Origin of the sequence: Pseudomonas zhanjiangensis, assembly GCF_041027545.1 — a bacterium.
GTDB classification, from domain to species: Bacteria; Pseudomonadota; Gammaproteobacteria; order Pseudomonadales; family Pseudomonadaceae; genus Aquipseudomonas; species Aquipseudomonas zhanjiangensis.
In genome coordinates this window covers 79338-94604 of record NZ_JBFTEG010000007.1, presented here as the reverse complement: position 1 = coordinate 94604, position 15267 = coordinate 79338, and the positions used below count along the sequence as shown (strand labels likewise).

The 15267-nt window shown below is 64.9% G+C and carries 13 protein-coding genes; 5 read left to right on the top strand and 8 right to left on the bottom strand.

Annotated elements, in window-relative coordinates; genetic code table 11:
- Position 1: 1 nt before the first annotated feature.
- Positions 2-952, bottom strand: coding sequence for a helix-turn-helix domain-containing protein (locus AB5S05_RS10765; protein ID WP_369287512.1), 951 nt, complete (start codon positions 950-952; stop codon positions 2-4).
- A gap of 125 nt (positions 953-1077) precedes the next feature.
- Here AB5S05_RS10765 and AB5S05_RS10760 point away from each other — a divergent pair, with 125 nt between their 5' ends.
- Positions 1078-1698 (top strand): cysteine hydrolase family protein, encoded by a 621-nt coding sequence (locus AB5S05_RS10760; RefSeq protein WP_369287511.1) that lies wholly within the window; start codon positions 1078-1080, stop codon positions 1696-1698.
- Positions 1699-1835: 137 nt separating this feature from the next.
- Complete coding sequence (locus AB5S05_RS10755) at positions 1836-1961, top strand: PA1414 family protein (RefSeq protein ID WP_369287510.1); 126 nt, start codon at positions 1836-1838, stop codon at positions 1959-1961.
- An 8-nt stretch (positions 1962-1969) separates the two neighbouring features.
- Here the strand turns inward: AB5S05_RS10755 and AB5S05_RS10750 are convergent, their stop codons facing one another.
- From AB5S05_RS10750 to speB, 4 genes are all read right to left on the bottom strand, one after another.
- A complete protein-coding gene (locus AB5S05_RS10750; RefSeq protein WP_369287509.1) occupies positions 1970-2695 on the bottom strand; it encodes an MBL fold metallo-hydrolase in 726 nt (241 codons plus the stop codon).
- 96 nt (positions 2696-2791) lie between these two features.
- Entirely contained in the window at positions 2792-4393 is a 1602-nt protein-coding gene (locus AB5S05_RS10745) for a 5-guanidino-2-oxopentanoate decarboxylase (protein ID WP_369287508.1), read from the bottom strand.
- A gap of 58 nt (positions 4394-4451) precedes the next feature.
- Positions 4452-5846: a YjiH family protein gene (locus AB5S05_RS10740; protein WP_369287507.1), complete on the bottom strand. Its 1395-nt coding sequence runs from the start codon at positions 5844-5846 to the stop codon at positions 4452-4454.
- 75 nt (positions 5847-5921) lie between these two features.
- Positions 5922-6881, bottom strand: a complete 960-nt coding sequence (gene speB, locus AB5S05_RS10735; RefSeq protein WP_369287506.1) for an agmatinase — start codon at positions 6879-6881, stop codon at positions 5922-5924.
- Positions 6882-7066: 185 nt separating this feature from the next.
- On the opposite strand from speB, the gene AB5S05_RS10730 reads away from it, so the two are divergent.
- Positions 7067-7960 (top strand): LysR family transcriptional regulator, encoded by an 894-nt coding sequence (locus AB5S05_RS10730; RefSeq protein WP_369287505.1) that lies wholly within the window; start codon positions 7067-7069, stop codon positions 7958-7960.
- Between the two features lie 102 nt (positions 7961-8062).
- Entirely contained in the window at positions 8063-8665 is a 603-nt protein-coding gene (locus AB5S05_RS10725; protein ID WP_369287504.1) for a tRNA-uridine aminocarboxypropyltransferase, read from the top strand.
- 63 nt (positions 8666-8728) lie between these two features.
- Here the strand turns inward: AB5S05_RS10725 and AB5S05_RS10720 are convergent, their stop codons facing one another.
- Genes AB5S05_RS10720 through AB5S05_RS10710 form a run of 3 tightly spaced genes read right to left on the bottom strand, consistent with a single transcriptional unit; the run spans position 8729 to position 13635 of the window.
- Positions 8729-10087 (bottom strand): HlyD family type I secretion periplasmic adaptor subunit, encoded by a 1359-nt coding sequence (locus AB5S05_RS10720; RefSeq protein WP_369287503.1) that lies wholly within the window; start codon positions 10085-10087, stop codon positions 8729-8731.
- Positions 10088-10096: 9 nt separating this feature from the next.
- Positions 10097-12247, bottom strand: coding sequence for a type I secretion system permease/ATPase (locus AB5S05_RS10715; RefSeq protein WP_369287635.1), 2151 nt, complete (start codon positions 12245-12247; stop codon positions 10097-10099).
- A gap of 32 nt (positions 12248-12279) precedes the next feature.
- Positions 12280-13635, bottom strand: a complete 1356-nt coding sequence (locus AB5S05_RS10710) for a TolC family outer membrane protein (RefSeq protein WP_369287502.1) — start codon at positions 13633-13635, stop codon at positions 12280-12282.
- A gap of 420 nt (positions 13636-14055) precedes the next feature.
- Between AB5S05_RS10710 and AB5S05_RS10705 the strand changes: the two genes are divergently transcribed.
- Positions 14056-15267 (top strand): retention module-containing protein (locus AB5S05_RS10705; protein ID WP_369287501.1); only part of this gene is annotated, 1212 nt, incomplete at its 3' end.

The following is a 15267-nucleotide window of genomic DNA, read 5'->3' as shown; positions in this document are numbered from 1 at the left end:
CTCAGGCGCCGCGGAAGCTGCGCCGGTAGGCCAGTGGCGACAGGCCCAGGGCGGCATTGAAATGCTGGCGCAGCGACGCCGCCGAGCCGAAGCCGGCCAGGGCGGCGATGCTGTCCACCGACTGCTCGCCGCGCTCCAGCAACTGCTGGCTCAGGGCCAGGCGCTCGGCCAGCAGCCAGGCGCCGACGGTGCTGCCGGTCAGCCGGCGGAAATGCCGGGTGAAGCTGCGCCGGCTCATCAGTGCGCGCTCGGCCAGGCTGTCGAGGCTGTGGGGCTGATCGAGGTGGGCGCGTACCCAGTCGAGCAGTTCGCCGAGGCGGTCGCCCTGGGCGCTGGCCGGCAGCGGCTGCTCGATGAACTGGGCCTGGCCGCCCTGGCGGTGCGGCGCCACCACCAGGCGCCGGGCCACCTGGTTGGCCACCTCGGCGCCGCAGCGCTGGCGCAGCAGGTGCAGGCAGCAGTCCAGGGCGGCGGCGGTGCCGGCCGAGGTGAGCAGGTCGCCGTCATCGATGTAGAGCACCTCGGCATTGACCCTCAGCCGCGGAAAGCGCTGCGCCAGCAGGTCGGCCCAGGCCCAGTGGGTGGTGACGGTGCGGCCGTCGAGCAAGCCGGTCTCGGCCAGGACGAAGGCGCCCAGACACAGGCCGACCAGCTGGGCGCCACGGTCGTGGGCGGCGACCAGGGCGTCGAGCAGGGCCGGGGGCGGGCGCTCGTGCGGGTCGCGCCAGCTCGGCACCACGATGGTCTGGGCTTGCTGCAGCGCCTGCAGGCCATGTTCGCAGTTGAGGCTGAAGCCGGCGCTGGTATTCAGCGGGCCGGGCTCCGCCGCGCAGACCTGCAGCGTATAGGCCGGTACGCCGGGGCGCGGCTCGCCGAACACCAGGCAGGGCACCGAGAGGTGGAAGGGGCTGATGCGGTCGAAGGCGACCACGGCCACGTGGTGAGGGTGCATGGGTGGTCTCGCGTGGGATCCGGGTTTGGCCCGATTCTAGCGAATATTGGCATTCGGGCCACTCGTGGGCCGGGGGCGCCTCTCCGACAATGGCCTTCCACCGCCACCTGATGAGGAAGTCAAATATGTCGAACAGCCCACGCCGCGCCCTGATCGTCATCGATGTGCAGCACGAATACCTGGGCGGCAATCTGCCGATCGAATACCCGGACGTGCAGCAGTCGCTGGGCAACATCGCCCGGGCCATGGACGCCGCCCATGCCCAGGACATGCCGATCGTGCTGGTGCAGCAACTGGCGCCGGCCGATTCGCCACTATTCCCCCGAGGCAGCTACAACGCGGCGCTGCACCCGACGGTGGCCGAACGGCCCCACGACCTGCGGCTGGAAAAGTCGCTGCCGAGCGCCCTGGCGGCAACCGAGCTGGGCCAGTGGTTGAGGGCGCGCGACGTCGACACCCTGACCGTGGTCGGCTACATGACCCACAACTGCAACGACTCGACCATCCGCCAGGCGGTGCACGAGGGTTGGCAGGTGGAGTACCTGCATGACGCCAGCGGCTCGGTGTCCTACCGCAATCGCGCCGGGGCGGCCAGCGCCGAGGACATCCACCGGGTGTTCTGCGTGGTGCTGCAGTCACGCTTCGCCGCGGTGATGAGCACCGACGAGTGGCTGCAGATCCTCAAGTCCGGGGCGAGGCCCGAGCGTGACAATATCTACCAGTCGAACCAGCGCGCCCGCTCGTAAGCCAGGCGATCCGATCGGCGCTTGGATGATCGGGATCAATCCGCAAACGGCAGTAGGGTCTAGGCTGTATAAAGGGGCGAGTCGCCGGAGGATCGAGCCGCTCGCCCATCCCGGCAGTGCTGATGGAGGGATGGACTATGAACGCATGGCTCAATCGTCGGGTGTGGCAGCTGCTGGTCGCCTTGGGACTCATCGAGCGTCCACGCCTGCAACCCGTTCCCGTACCGAGCGAAGCGCAACGCCGCCAACGTCCGCGCGAGTGAATACCGGATTAGCGGTGGGATAGCAGCCACTGGTCGATCAGCTCGCGCATGCGCTCACCGGAAAAACTGGGGAAGTGCCCGCCGTGCACGGTGCGCGCCGGCAGGTCGCGCAGGCGTGCCAGGCTGCGGGCGTAATCCTCCAGGTTGGAATGGTAGGCGTCTTCGACCAGCGGCCCGTCGTAGAGGATGTCGCCGGAAAACAGCGTCTGCGTCTTCGCTTCCCATAGGCTTATACCGCCGGGCGAATGACCGGGGGTATGCAGCACCTCGAGTACCCGATCACCCAGGTCCAGCACATCGCCTTCCTCGATCAGCCGGGTCGCCGGTGCCGCCTTGACCCGGTACTCCGCGTAGCACAGCGGGCAGTCCGGGTGCGCCTCGAACATCGCATCGCCGACATAGTCCGCCGCCAGGGTATTGGCCGCGGTCGGCGCGGCGAGGATGTCCGCTTCGGCCGGATGGACCAGGCGCTCGGGAAATTCGTGATGGCCGGCGATATGGTCGAAGTGGGTATGGCTGGCCACTGCCAGCAGTGGCCGCTCGGTCAGCCAGGGCAGCTGCTCGCGCAGGCTGACCAGGCCGGAGCCGGAATCGATCAGCACATCGCGCTCGCGGCCCTGCACATGCCACATATTGCAGCGATAGAAGGGCCGTACGTAGGGCTCGTGGATCAGGCTGATGCCGTCGTAGCGCTGATCCACCTCGAACCAGCGCTCGCGGCTGACGATCTGCATGGCGCTGCTCTCCCTCTGGCGCTGCTGTCGCCTCCAGCCTACTCCATTGCCGGCGCGTGCGCTGTGAGGTGGTCGCCCCCAGGCCAGGGCGATCGCTCAAGGGTGGAAGGGCGGCGCCTCGGCGATCTCGATCAGCAACGGACGATCGTCCGGTGCCTGGCGCAGCAGCTCGTCCAGGTGTGCGTGGTCGCGCGCGCGTTCGGCGGCGCAGCCGAAGCCGCGGGCCAGGGCGAGGAAGTCCGGGGTGTAGATGTCGACGCCCAGCGGGGTGATGTCGCGTTTCTCCATGTAGCGCTTGATCTCGCCGTAGCCGGCGTTGTTCCACAGCAGCACGATCACCCCGACCCTGGCTTCCACCGCGCTGGCCAGCTCGGCCAGGGTGAACTGCAGGCCGCCGTCGCCGATTAGGCAGATCACCGGGCGGCTCGGTTCGGCCAGCTTGGCGCCGATGGCCGCCGGCAGCCCGTAGCCGAGGGTGCCGTAGCCGGTGGAGGAGTTGAACCAGCGCCGTGCGCCGTCCAGTTCGACCAGATGATTGCCGCTGTAGACGGTCTGGGTGGAGTCGCCGACGAAGCGGGCCTCGGGCAGCGCCTCGAGCAGGGTGGCGAACAGCTGGCGGTAATGCACCCAGCCGCTGAAGTCCTCGGCCAGCTGCGTCTGCACCGCCGCCGTGCGCTGCACGCCGGGGCTGCGCGGGTCGTCCTGGCGCGCCGGCAGCTCTTGCAGCAGCTGCTGCATGGCCTGGCGCGCATCGCCCTGGATCGCCAGGGTGGGGGTGAAGTTGCGCTGCAATTGCTGGGCGTCGATATCGATGCGGATCAACTCGCCGCCGAGCTTGAAGTTGCCGTCGAACACCACGTCGTAGTCGGTCTCGCCCAGCTCGGTGCCGATCGCCAGGATCACGTCGGCCTCCAGGGCCAGCAGGCGCACCGGCAGCAGCGACTGGTTGCTGCCCAGCAACAGCGGGTGATCCGCGGGCAGCAGGCCCTTGGCGTTGATGGTCAGCGCGGTCGGCGCATCCAGGGCGCTGGCCAGGGCGCGTGCTTCGGCCTGGGCGGTGACGCAGCCGCCACCGAGCAGCAGCAGCGGACGCTTGGCGTTGGCAAGCATGGCCGCGGCCTCGCGGATCAGCCCGCGCGGCGCGGCCGGGCGCTGGATGCTTGGCTTGGCGGCCACAGCCATGTGGCCGGCATCGGCGGTGATGATGTCCAGCGGCAGCTCGATGTGCACCGGGCGTGGCCGTTCGCCTTCGAACACGGCGAAGGCGCGGGCCAGCACGCCGGGCAACTCCTCGACGCTCATCAGGGTATGGCTGAAGGCGCTGACGCCGGCGACCAGGGCGCGCTGGTTGGGCAGCTCGTGCAGGTAGCCCTTGCCGAGGCCGAGACGCTCGCGTTCGTTGACGCTGGAGATCACCAGCATCGGGATGGAGTCGGCGTAGGCCTGGGCCATGGCGGTGAGGATGTTGGTCATCCCCGGGCCGGTGATGATGAAGCACACCCCCGGCTTGCCGGTGACCCGGGCATAGCCGTCGGCCATGAAGCCGGCGCCCTGCTCGTGGCGCGGGGTGATGTGGCGAATCGTGCTGTGCGGCAGGCCGCGGTACAGCTCGACGGTGTGTACGCCGGGGATGCCGAATACGCTGTCGACGCCCCAGGCTTGCAGTTGCTTGACGAGATATTCGCCGCAGGTGGTCATGGTCTTTCCTTCATTCGGGCAGCAGGGCCCTCTCCCGCGAGCGGGAGAGGGCAGGGCATCAACCGACGATCCAGTGGGCCATCAGGGCGATGATCGGCAGGGTGATCAGAGTGCGGATGATGAAGATCACGAACAGCTCGAGGATGTTCAGCGGCAGCTTGGCCTTGATGATCAGTACGCCCACTTCCGACATGTAGATCAGCTGGGTCAGCGACACGCAGGCCACCACGAAGCGGGTCAGTTCGCTCTCGATACCCTTGCCCAGCACCGCCGGCAGGAACATGTCGGCGAAGCCCACCAGCATGGCTGGCGCCGCCTTGGCCGCTTCCGGCAGCTGCAGCGCCTCGAGCAGCGGCACGATGGGGTAGGACAGCCAGTTGAATACCGGGGTGAACTCGGCAATCGCCAGGGATACGGTACCGATGGCCATCACCAGCGGCAGCAGACCGAGCCAGATGTCCACCACGTTGTGCACGCCGACCTTGACCATCTGCGCCGGCGACGGGTTGGCGTTGGCACGCTTGACCGCCTGGGTGACGCCCCAGCTCAGCAGCGAGGTGCCGCTGGGTACGTCTTCCTTGATCTGCTTGCCAACGCCGGCGACGTACTCGTCCTTCTTCCATGACAGTGGCGGAATGCGCGGGGTGATGATGGCGGCCGCCAGGCCGGCGACCACCACGGTCAGGTAGAAGGGCACGAACAGGTGGTCGAGCTTCATGAAGCTGGTGATCAGCAGGCTGAAGGCGATCGAGGCAATGGAGAAGTTGGTGGCGATCACCGCCGCTTCCCGGGCGCTGTAGAAGCCCTTCTGGTACTGCTGGGCAGTGATCAGCACGCCGACGGTGCCGGAGCCCAGCCAGGAGGCGATGGCGTCGATGGCCGAACGACCGGGCAGGCCGAAGATCTTGCGGAACACATTGCGCACCAGGGTGCCGCAGAACTCCATCAGGCCGTAGTCGGTGAGCAGCGGCAGGATCAGGCCGGCCACCAGGAAGAAGGTGATCAATACCGGGGCCAGGTCCTTGAGCACCACGCCGCCGGTGTTGGCGTTCCAGATCCACTCGGGGCCGAACTGCCAGAAGGTCATGGCGGCGAACACCGCGCCGAGGACCCGCAGGCCCAGCCACAGCGGATGGAGCACGAACAGGTCGTTGAGGGCGCGGCGTTCGGTAAGCCAGCGCGGCTTGAGCAGGCTGCCGAGCAGGCCGAAGGCGGCGGAGAACAGCAGCAGGCCGGTGGCGATGGCCGGCAGCCAGCCGCTCAGCGAGGCTTTCAGGGCATCGGCCATGACGCCGAGGCCGATGGTGACCTTGTCTTCGTAGACGATGGGGGTGAGGAACAGCAGCACGCCGAGCAGCGAGGGGATCAGGAAGATCAGCAGCTGGCGCACGCTATAGGAGGTGTCGGCTGGTGGCTGGTCATCCAGCAGCGGCATGGTTTCGTCGTGATTCATGTCAGCACCTTAATTGTTGTTGTGCAGTGCCTGGGCGCCGTTCGGCGCCCAGTGTCGAATAAAAGGCCCGGGAGTTCAGCGACGCTGCACGCCGGGCAACACGCAGAGCATTTCGTAGAGCAGGTTGGCGCCGAGCAACGAGGTGTTGCCGGTGGTGTCGTAGGGCGGGGAGACTTCGACCAGGTCGCCGCCGACCAGGTCCAGGCCCTGGCAGCCGCGGATGATCTCCATCGCCTGGATGGTGGTCAGGCCGCCGATCTCCGGGGTGCCGGTGCCAGGCGCCCAGGCCGGGTCGATGCCGTCGATGTCGAACGACAGGTACACCGGGCCGCCGCCGACCTTCTCCCGCACTTCGGCCATCAGCGGCGCCAGCGACTGGTGCCAGCATTCTTCGGCCTGGACCACGCGGAAGCCCTGCTTGCGGCTCCAGTTGAAGTCCTCGGCGGTATAGCCCTGGGCACGCAGGCCGATCTGCACCACCCGGTCGCAATCGAGCAGGTCCTCTTCCACGGCGCGGCGGAAGGTGGTGCCGTGGGCGATCTTCTCACCGAACATGTGGTCGTTCACGTCCGCATGGGCGTCTATGTGCACCAGGCCGACCTTGCCGTGCTTCTTCTTGATCGCCCTCAGGATCGGCAGGGTGATGGTGTGATCGCCGCCCAGGGTCAGCGGCATGATGCCGTGCTCGAGGATCTCGTCGTAAGCCTCCTCGATGATGCGCACGGCTTCGGCCATATTGAAGGTGTTGATCGCCACGTCGCCGATGTCGGCGATGTTCAGCGAGTCGAAGGGGGCGGCGCCGGTGGCCATGTTGTAGGGGCGGATCATCACCGACTGGGCGCGGATCTCGCGGGGGCCGAAGCGGGTGCCGGAGCGCAGCGAGGTGCCGATGTCCAGCGGCACGCCGACGAAGGCGACGTCGAGCTCGCGCTTGTCCTCGGCACTCTGAATGTGCGGCAGGCGCATCATGGTGGCGATGCCGCCGAAGCGGGGCATTTCATTGCCGCCCAGGGGTTGGTGCAGAATCTTGTCCATGACAAGGCCTCACGGTTGTTGTGCTTGTAGTCGTTGGGCCGGATTGTTGGGCACTCGGGTAGTGGGAAAAATCGCTGTGGGCAAAAACTTAGTTCAGGAATTTCTAAACTAAACGGGGCCTTGTAGGATGGGGCGGCCGCACGGGCACCGCGGCACCCCATCCATCCCAGGAAGAACCTTTGCCGATGAGCCAAGCCCTGCCCGACCTGAAACTGCTGCGCATCTTCGTCAGCGTGGTGCGCCAGCAGGGCTTCGCCGCCGCGCAGCAGGAGCTGAACCTCTCCACCTCGGCCATCAGCACCTATATGAGCCAGTTGGAGAGCCACCTGGGCATTGTTCTCTGTCATCGAGGCCGCGGCGGCTTCAGTCTGACCAGCAAGGGCGAGCTGTTCTATCAGGAAACCCTGCGCCTGCTCGGCGAACTGGAAGGCTTCGAGCGTTACGCCGCCGCCCTCAAGGGCGAACTGCGTGGAACCCTCAACCTCGGTGTGCTGGACTCCACCGTCAGCGATGCGGCCTTGCCGTTGGCCGAGGTGATCGGCGCCTACAGCCGCGAACATCCGGCCGTGCACCTGCACCTGTCGGTGATGAGCCCCTACGAGTTGCAGCTGGCGGTGCTGGACAACCGCCTGGACCTGGCCATCGGCGCTTTTTCCACGCGAATGAACGGCCTGGTCTACCAGCCGCTGTACCGCGAGCAGCATTGGCTGTACTGCAGCGAGCGCCACCCACTGTTCGCCGAGCGGCGCATTCCCGCCGAGGTGATCACCCAGCAGCGCATGGTCGGCCGCGGCTACTGGAGCCAGGCGGAGCTGGCGCGGCACGGCTTCAAGCACAGCGCGGCGACGGTGGAGTCGATGGAGGCACAGCTGATCCTGGTGCTTTCGGGGGCCTATATCGGCTACCTGCCGGAGCACTACGCGCAGCACTGGGTCGAGCAGGGCCGTCTGCGCGTGCTGCTACCGGCGACCTTCGGCTACCAGGCGCCATTTTCCCTGATTCTGCGCCGCGGCCGTTCCCGGGAGGCGCTCATTCAGGCATTTCGCGACCTGTTGAAGGCGCAGCTCATTGCCCCATGACCAGGTTGTAAGCATTGGCATGGGGCTGGCGCGGCGATCATTGCAGCGCCGGCGTTGGCACCGGGTTGACCTGTGGCAAACTGGCCAGTCGAGGAGAAGCCGATGTCACGCCCCCACTGTCCACGTTGTTGCCGCCCGCTGGGCCACTGTCTCTGCGCGTTGATCCCGCGGCTGTCGAGTCGTACCCGCGTGTTGATCCTGCAGCACCCCAGTGAGGTCCGGCATGCGCTGAATACCGCGCGCCTGGCCGCGCTGGGCTTGAGCAACGCCGAGCTGCGTGTCGGCGAGGAGTTCGAGGATCTGCCCCAGTGGCTGGCCCAGCCCGGCTACCGAGCCTGCCTGCTGTTTCCTGGCGAGGGCGCGCAGTCGCTGCAGGCATTTGCCGGCCAGGCAGACGAGCGGCCGGCGTTGCTGGTGGTGCCCGATGGCACTTGGCGCAAGGCGCGCAAGCTACTGCACCTCAATCCAGTGTTGGCGACGCTGCCGCGCGTGACCCTGGTGGCAGGCTTGTGCTCGCGCTATCGCCTGCGCAAGGCGCCGATGCCCGGGGCGCTGTCGACCATCGAGGCGCTTGTCGCGGCGCTGGAGGTGCTCGAGGCGCCGGCGCGTTACGAGGCCTTGCTCAAGCCGTTCGATGCACTCATCGAGGGGCAGATCGCGGCGATGGGCGAGCAGACTTTCAGGCGTAACCATCACCCGGGCTAGAGGTTTTGGCAGCGGCAGGCATGTCCGGGCCACGCTTTCTGTTCATCACCACTACTCCGGCGCTCAGCGTTCGCGTAGCGCCTCGTTGCGTGCCTTGAGCACAGGCTTGAGCAGGTAATCGAGCACGCTCTTCTGGCCGGTGATGATGTCCACGGTGGCGATCATGCCGGGGATGATCAGCAGCGGGTGCTCTTCGCTGCCCAGGTGGCTTTTTTCGGTACGCAGCTGGATCAGGTAGAAACTGTTGCCTTCTTCGTCGAGGATGGTATCGGCGCTGATCAGTTCCAGGTTGGCCTTGAGGCCGCCGTAGATGGTGTAGTCGTAGGCGCTGAACTTGACCATGGCTTTTTGCCCGGGATGCAGAAACGCCACATCCTGTGGGCGCACCTTGGCCTCGATCAGCAGGTTGTCTTCCAATGGCACGATTTCCAGCATGTCGCTGCCCGGTTGCACCACGCCGCCGATGGTATTGACCTTGAGCTGCTTGATGACGCCGTTGACCGGCGAGATGACGGTGGTGCGGCTGACCCTGTCCTGAATGGCGGAGCTGGTGGCGGTGATCTTCTTCAGGTCGGTTCGCGCCTCGTTGAGCTGGTTGAAGGCGTCGGAGCGAAACGCCAGCTCGGATTCCTGCACCTTGCTCTTGATCTCGTTGACCGCCGCTTCGGCGCGCGGTATCGCCAGGTTGGTGGCGTTCAAGGCGCCGCGCATTTCGACCAGGCTGCGGCGCAGGCGGAGAATTTCCACCCGGGAGATGGCGCCGGTGGCGACCAGTGGCTGGGACATGTTCAGCTCCTGCTGAAGCAGGCCGAGGCTGGAGCGATACTGTTCGGACTTGGAGCGAAACTCCGCCAGTTCCTGACTCTTCTGCAACAGCTGTTCGTTCAGGGTGCGCTGCTCGCTCTGCAGGCGCTGCTGGCGCGAGCGGTACAGCGCCAGTTCGTCTTCGGCCAGCTGCGGCGCATTGCGGGTGATTTCCTCCGGCATGGCGATGGGCCGACCCTCGGCTTCGGCGCTCAGGCGTTCGATGCGAGCGATCAGGGCGAGACGGTCGGCTTCGGTTTCACCTTGGTTGGAAAGAAAGCGGGTGTCGTCGAGGCGCAGCAGCACATCGCCCTTGTTCACTACCTGGCCTTCACGGGCATAGATGGCGTTGACGATGCCGCCCTCCAGGTTCTGGATGACCTGGATCTTGCTCGACGGAATGGCCTTGCCCTGGCCGGTGGTGACTTCGTCGAGCACTGCGAAGTGCGCCCAGGCCACGGCACTGAGCAGGCAGGCGCCGGTGATCCAGATAGTGATCCGGGAGAACCAGGGCGTGTCCTCGAGGATGGCACCGTCGACTTCCGGCATGAACTCGGTGTCGTGCTTGTGCCGACCGAGGTTGGCGAAATAGGCAAGAGAGGAGCGGTGCGGTTGCATGGCGTGCTCCTAGATCGCGGCAGGGCCGACCCGGCCCTTGCGCAGTGCTTCTATCACCGCCTCTTTTGGGCCATCGGCGACGATATGGCCGTGGTCCAGCACGATCAGGCGATCGACCAGGCTGAGCATCGAGGCGCGATGGGTGATCAGCAGCAGGGTCTTGCCGCGTGCCAGCACATTCAGACGGCTACGCAGAAGCTCCTCGCTGGTGTTGTCCATGGCGCTGGTCGGTTCGTCGAGCAGCAGGATCGGTGGATCGAGCAGCAGCGCGCGGGCCATCAGCACGGCCTGGCGCTGACCACCGGAGAGCAGCTGACCGCGTTCGCCGACGGGGCGATCGAAGCCTTGTGGATGTTGCCGGGCCAGCTCGCTGACACCGGTAATGTCTGCGACTTCGAGCATGCGCGCATCGCCGATGTAGCGCGCGCCCAGACACAGGTTGTCACGCAGGCTGCCGGCCAGTAGCGGCAGGTCATGGGCGACATAGCCAATCTGGTGGCGCAGGTCGGCGACATCCAGCTGGCGCAGGTCCAGGCCGTCGAGCAGGATTTCCCCCTCTTCGGGCGTATAGAAGCCCATCAGCAAACGGGCGAGGGTGCTTTTGCCCGATCCGCTGCGGCCGATGATGCCCACCCGCTCACCCGGCTTGAGCTGCAGGTCGACCTTGGCCAGTGCCGGGTGACTCTGGCCCGGGTAGCTGAAAGTGACCTGGCGTACCGCGAGCCCGCCCTTGAGCTGGGTACGTTCCAGGGGGCGCTGCTTGTCCTGGCGCTCCTGAGGCAGACTCATCAGGGCGTCGGTGCTTTTCATGGTCAGGCGCGCCTGCTGATAGCGGGTGATCAGCCCGGCGACCTGGCCCAGCGGGGCCAGTACCCGGCTGTTGAGCATGTAGCAGGCGACCAACGCTCCGACGCTCATGTCACCGGCGATGATGGTGTAGACACCGGCGATGATGATGGCCATGCCGGCGCATTGCTGAAGGAACAGGGTGCCATTGGTGGCCATGGCCGACAGGAAACGAGCATGTACATCCAGGCGGGTAAGCGCGCCATGGGTAGTTTCCCACTGATGCTGGCGCTCGCTCTGGGCACCGCAGGCCTTTAGGGTTTCCAGGCCGCCTAGGGTTTCGATCAGCAGGGCCTGGCGTTGTGCGCCGAGGGCCAGGCTGCGCTGTACGGTGTCACGCAGGCGGCTCTGGATGATCAGGGCGAATATCGCCGTGAGCGGAAAGGCCAGCAACGGAATGGCGACCAGCGGGCCGCCGAGCAGGCCGATCACCACGATCATCAGCAAGGCGAAGGGCAGGTCGATCAGGCTGGTCAGGGTGACCGCCGTGAGGAACTCGCGCAGCCCCTGGAAGTCGTGAATGTTCTGGGCGAAACCGCCGACCGTGGCCGGGCGAGCGCTCATGGCCATGCCGGTGATGCGTTCGAAAAGGGCGGCCGAGAGCACCACATCGGTCTTCTTGCCGGCGCTGTCGAGCAGGTTGGCGCGCATGACCCGCAGCAGCAGTTCGAAGGCGGTACCGATGAACAGGCCGATGGCCAGCACCCAGAGGGTGGCAGTGGCCTGGTTGGGCACGACGCGGTCGTAGGTCTGCATGACGAACAGCGGCACCATCAGGCCGAGCACGTTGATCAGCAGGCTGGCGAGCATGGCATCGGTGTACAGCCAGCGCGACAGCTTGAGGGTGTCGCGAAACCAGGCCTCGATGCGCGGCAGCAGCGGGGTCCGCAGGTCTTCCAGCTCATGGCGTGGGCGGGCGAAGAATGCCCGGCCGCTGTATTCCTTGGCCAGTAGTTCGCGAGGCACGCGCTGTTCGCCGCCTTCCGCCTCACTCGGCAGGATCAGGGCATCGTTGTTGGCTTCCCATCGGCGCAATACGGCACTGCGGCCATTGTTGAGCAGCAGCAGGACCGGTAGGTTGAGCGCCGAGATGGCGCCAAGCTCCCGTGTCAGCAGGCGCCCCTGCAGACCGGCCCTGGCGGCTGCGCGGGGCAGTAGGTCGGTGCTCAGGCGTTGCTCGGGCATGGGCAAACCGGCTGTCAAGCTGCCACGGCTGGCCGTGCAGTCGTGCAGCTTGCAGAGAATCAGCAGGCCATCGAGCAGCGGATCATCATGGTTGAGCCGCGGATCGTGAGAGGGCCCTGGCCGCTCCATGGTGGTCAAGGTTAGCTACTCCTGCGCCGGTACTACTTCATGGCCGGCAGACGTGCCTCGCTCTTCACTTCGGAAAGGGCTACAGCCTCGGCCGGTACTACGACCTGCTGCTGACGCAACAGGTCACCCATGGCCGCGATCACGCGGTACATGGAGAACTCTTCCGTATAGCGCACCTCGGTATAGCGGCGATTGGCGGTGAACAGTTCGTTCTCGCTGTCGAGCAGGTCGAGCAGCGTCCGCTGGCCCAGGCTGAACTGCTGCTGGTAGGCCTCGCGAACACGTGCAGTATAGTCGGCATAGTCGCGTGCCTTGGGAGTTTGCAGACGGGCGTTCTCCATGGCGTTCCAGGCCAGCGAGAGGTTTTCGTTGAGCACCCGCAGCGCATTGTTGCGAATGTCCATCGACTCATTGATCTGGTGGGCGGTCGATTGCAGGCGTGCCTTGTCGCGCAAGCCGTTGAACAGGTTGTAGTTCATCACCACGGCGGCACGCCAGGTGTTGTAGTGGCCCTCGTCGCCCTGGATGTTGTCGTCGGCGCTGGTTGCCAGCTCGACATCGAAGCGCGGATAGAACGGCGACTTGGCGACCTCGTATTGCTTCTCGGCTGCCTGCACGTCGGCCTGGGCCGATTTCAGATAGGGGTTGTTCTCCATGACGGCCTGGCGGGCGGCCAGCAGATCTGCCGGCATGGCTGTCTTGACGCTGACCGGCGACTCCAGTTGATCGGCAATCCGGCCGGTGGCGCTGAAGAAATTGGCTTCCGCATCGGCCAGGTTCACTTGCTCGGTATAGAGGTTGTTTGCCGCCAGGGCCACGCGAGCATTGGATTGATCGAGGTCGGCGCTGCTGCCCACCCCTTGGCGGCTGCGCAGGTCGATCTGGTCGTTGATGCGCTGGTGGGCCAGCAGGTTGTTCTTCGCCAGGCTGACCAGCTCGCGGCGCTTCAATACATCCAGGTAGACCTCGACGGTGCGCAGGGCCAGGCTCTCCGAGGTGCCGAGCACCCGGTAGGCCCGTGAGTTGACCACCGCCTCGGTGCGCGCCACCTCATTGGGGGTGTTGAAACCGTCGAACAGCATCTGGCGCAGGCGTAGCTCGGCGTTTCGGTAGTTCAGGGTTTCGGTGTTGTGATCGCCCAGGGCCCGGGTGCTGGGGCTGTCGGTCTGCTCCCGGCCGTAGCCGACCAGCAGGTCGACCGTCGGCAGATAGCCGCCCTTGGCCATCTTCACTTCCTCGTCCGAAGAGAGACGGCTGTTGATTCCAGCGTGAATCTCCGGATGGTTGTCCAGCGTGCTTTGAATGGCTTCTGACAGGGTTATTGCCTGGGCCTGCGTGCAGGCTATCGTCAGTAACATGCTGCTCCACAGCGGATTGAAAACGCGCATGTGATGAATCTCCTTGGTAAGTGCTCTTCTTTGCCGCCAAAAAAATGGCAAATCCCCTGGAAAAACTGTTTCAGTCTCTTAACAGCTAAGCTAAGAACATTGTTTCAGTGTAGCTAAGATAAAAACGGCACACGGTTTATGAGAAAAAAGTCTTGTACAGTTTTTGAAAAAGGGCTCATGTTTTTTGTGACGTATTAGAAATTTCGGTCTCTCGGCTGTCATTCTTGAGACTAAATAGACGACAGAAAATTATTTTTGTGCATATGGGCAGGGTTGTTTGCGATGGGTTAGGTCGGTGCTGCGGGAGCGTCATTTTTTTGTCTGAGTATCGGGATTAGGTAAGAAGCACCTTTAAGTTTGATTTGGCCGTCATTGCACAGACCTCATGTTCATAGGTGTTTATCTCCTTTGAATCTGTCGATGTTTATCGACATCTGTGGTGAGGATGCAGGCATGGCTACTTTAATTGGTGTCGTCAGTCAGGTTATCGGCGAAGTCTTTGCAGTAGCCGGCGACGGAACGCGTCGTCCCCTCGTCGAGGGCGACCGGGTATTCGCCGGGGAGCAGCTGGTCACCGGGGCGGCGGGGGCAGTAGCCATTGCCTTGGTCGGTGGTGGCGAGTTGACGCTTGGCCGCGACAGCAACCTGGTGCTGGATACCCAGCTACTGGCCAGGGGCGGCGGCGCTGATGCCGAAGCCACCGCTGCGGCGGCCGAGGCGCCGAGCGATCAGGACCTGACCGATGTGGAGCAGCTGCAGGCGGCGATTGAGGCCGGGGTCGACCCGACTGCCGCTCTGGCCGCGACCGCAGCTGGTCCCGGTGCCGGTGGTGCAGTTGGCGCTGGTAATGCCGGTGGCGGGCATTCCTTCGTGCTGTTGGATGAAACGGCAGGAGCGCTCGACCCGGTGATCGGCTTTCCCACCGAAGGCCTGAGTTCTGGCCCGGAGTTTCCAGAGCCGGATATCGTGGTAACGCCCGAGGAGCCGGACTTCACACCGACAATAGAAGTCGTCTATGACCACCCCAGCGTCGACTCGGGCGTTGGCACTGTCGATGAGGCAGCGCTACCAAGTGGCAGCAATCCAGAAAGTCCCAATGAAACTACATCGGGCCATTTGGTTGTCTTGTCGCCGGATGGCGTTTCCTCCCTGCAGGTGCAGTTGCAGGTGCAAAACATGGCCGGTCAGTGGATCGATATCAGCGTGGGGGGGATTGTCACTGGCCAATACGGGGTGTTGACCTTCGATGCCGCGGGTAATTGGGTCTACACCATTACGGCTAACACCGTCGATCACAGTATTCCCGGTGCCATTGGGGCAGATGATCAGGTTGCCGAGACCTTCGCCGTTAGGGTCATCGACTCCGATGGCGACATCTCGCCTGCCGCACCTCTGATAATTTATGTCAACGACGACGGTCCAACAGCGGTGGATGATGGTCCGGTGGGCGTGACCGAGGACGGAGTTTCCGTTGTCAGCGGTAACGTGCTGAGCAACGACAGTGCCGGAGCGGACGCACCGAAGGAATTTACCGCCTGGAGTGCAGTGGGCCATGACAACAGTGCGGCGGTGACTGCGCTGGGCACCTACGGCGTGCTGACATTGGGCAGTGACGGTGCCTACAGCTTCACG

Bases quoted from the DNA above. Each gene is read 5' to 3' on its own strand.
- AB5S05_RS10715 (WP_369287635.1), bottom strand. From the start codon at position 12,247: ATGGAGCGGCCAGGGCCCTCTCACGATCCGCGGCTCAACCATGATGAT.
- AB5S05_RS10720 (WP_369287503.1), bottom strand. From the start codon at position 10,087: ATGCAACCGCACCGCTCCTCTCTTGCCTATTTCGCCAACCTCGGTCGG.
- AB5S05_RS10730 (WP_369287505.1), top strand. From the start codon at position 7,067: ATGAGCCAAGCCCTGCCCGACCTGAAACTGCTGCGCATCTTCGTCAGC.
- AB5S05_RS10745 (WP_369287508.1), bottom strand. From the start codon at position 4,393: ATGACCACCTGCGGCGAATATCTCGTCAAGCAACTGCAAGCCTGGGGC.
- AB5S05_RS10765 (WP_369287512.1), bottom strand. From the start codon at position 952: ATGCACCCTCACCACGTGGCCGTGGTCGCCTTCGACCGCATCAGCCCC.
- AB5S05_RS10760 (WP_369287511.1), top strand. From the start codon at position 1,078: ATGTCGAACAGCCCACGCCGCGCCCTGATCGTCATCGATGTGCAGCAC.
- AB5S05_RS10750 (WP_369287509.1), bottom strand. From the start codon at position 2,695: ATGCAGATCGTCAGCCGCGAGCGCTGGTTCGAGGTGGATCAGCGCTAC.
- AB5S05_RS10740 (WP_369287507.1), bottom strand. From the start codon at position 5,846: ATGAATCACGACGAAACCATGCCGCTGCTGGATGACCAGCCACCAGCC.
- speB (WP_369287506.1), bottom strand. From the start codon at position 6,881: ATGGACAAGATTCTGCACCAACCCCTGGGCGGCAATGAAATGCCCCGC.
- AB5S05_RS10755 (WP_369287510.1), top strand. From the start codon at position 1,836: ATGAACGCATGGCTCAATCGTCGGGTGTGGCAGCTGCTGGTCGCCTTG.
- AB5S05_RS10710 (WP_369287502.1), bottom strand. From the start codon at position 13,635: ATGCGCGTTTTCAATCCGCTGTGGAGCAGCATGTTACTGACGATAGCC.
- AB5S05_RS10725 (WP_369287504.1), top strand. From the start codon at position 8,063: ATGTCACGCCCCCACTGTCCACGTTGTTGCCGCCCGCTGGGCCACTGT.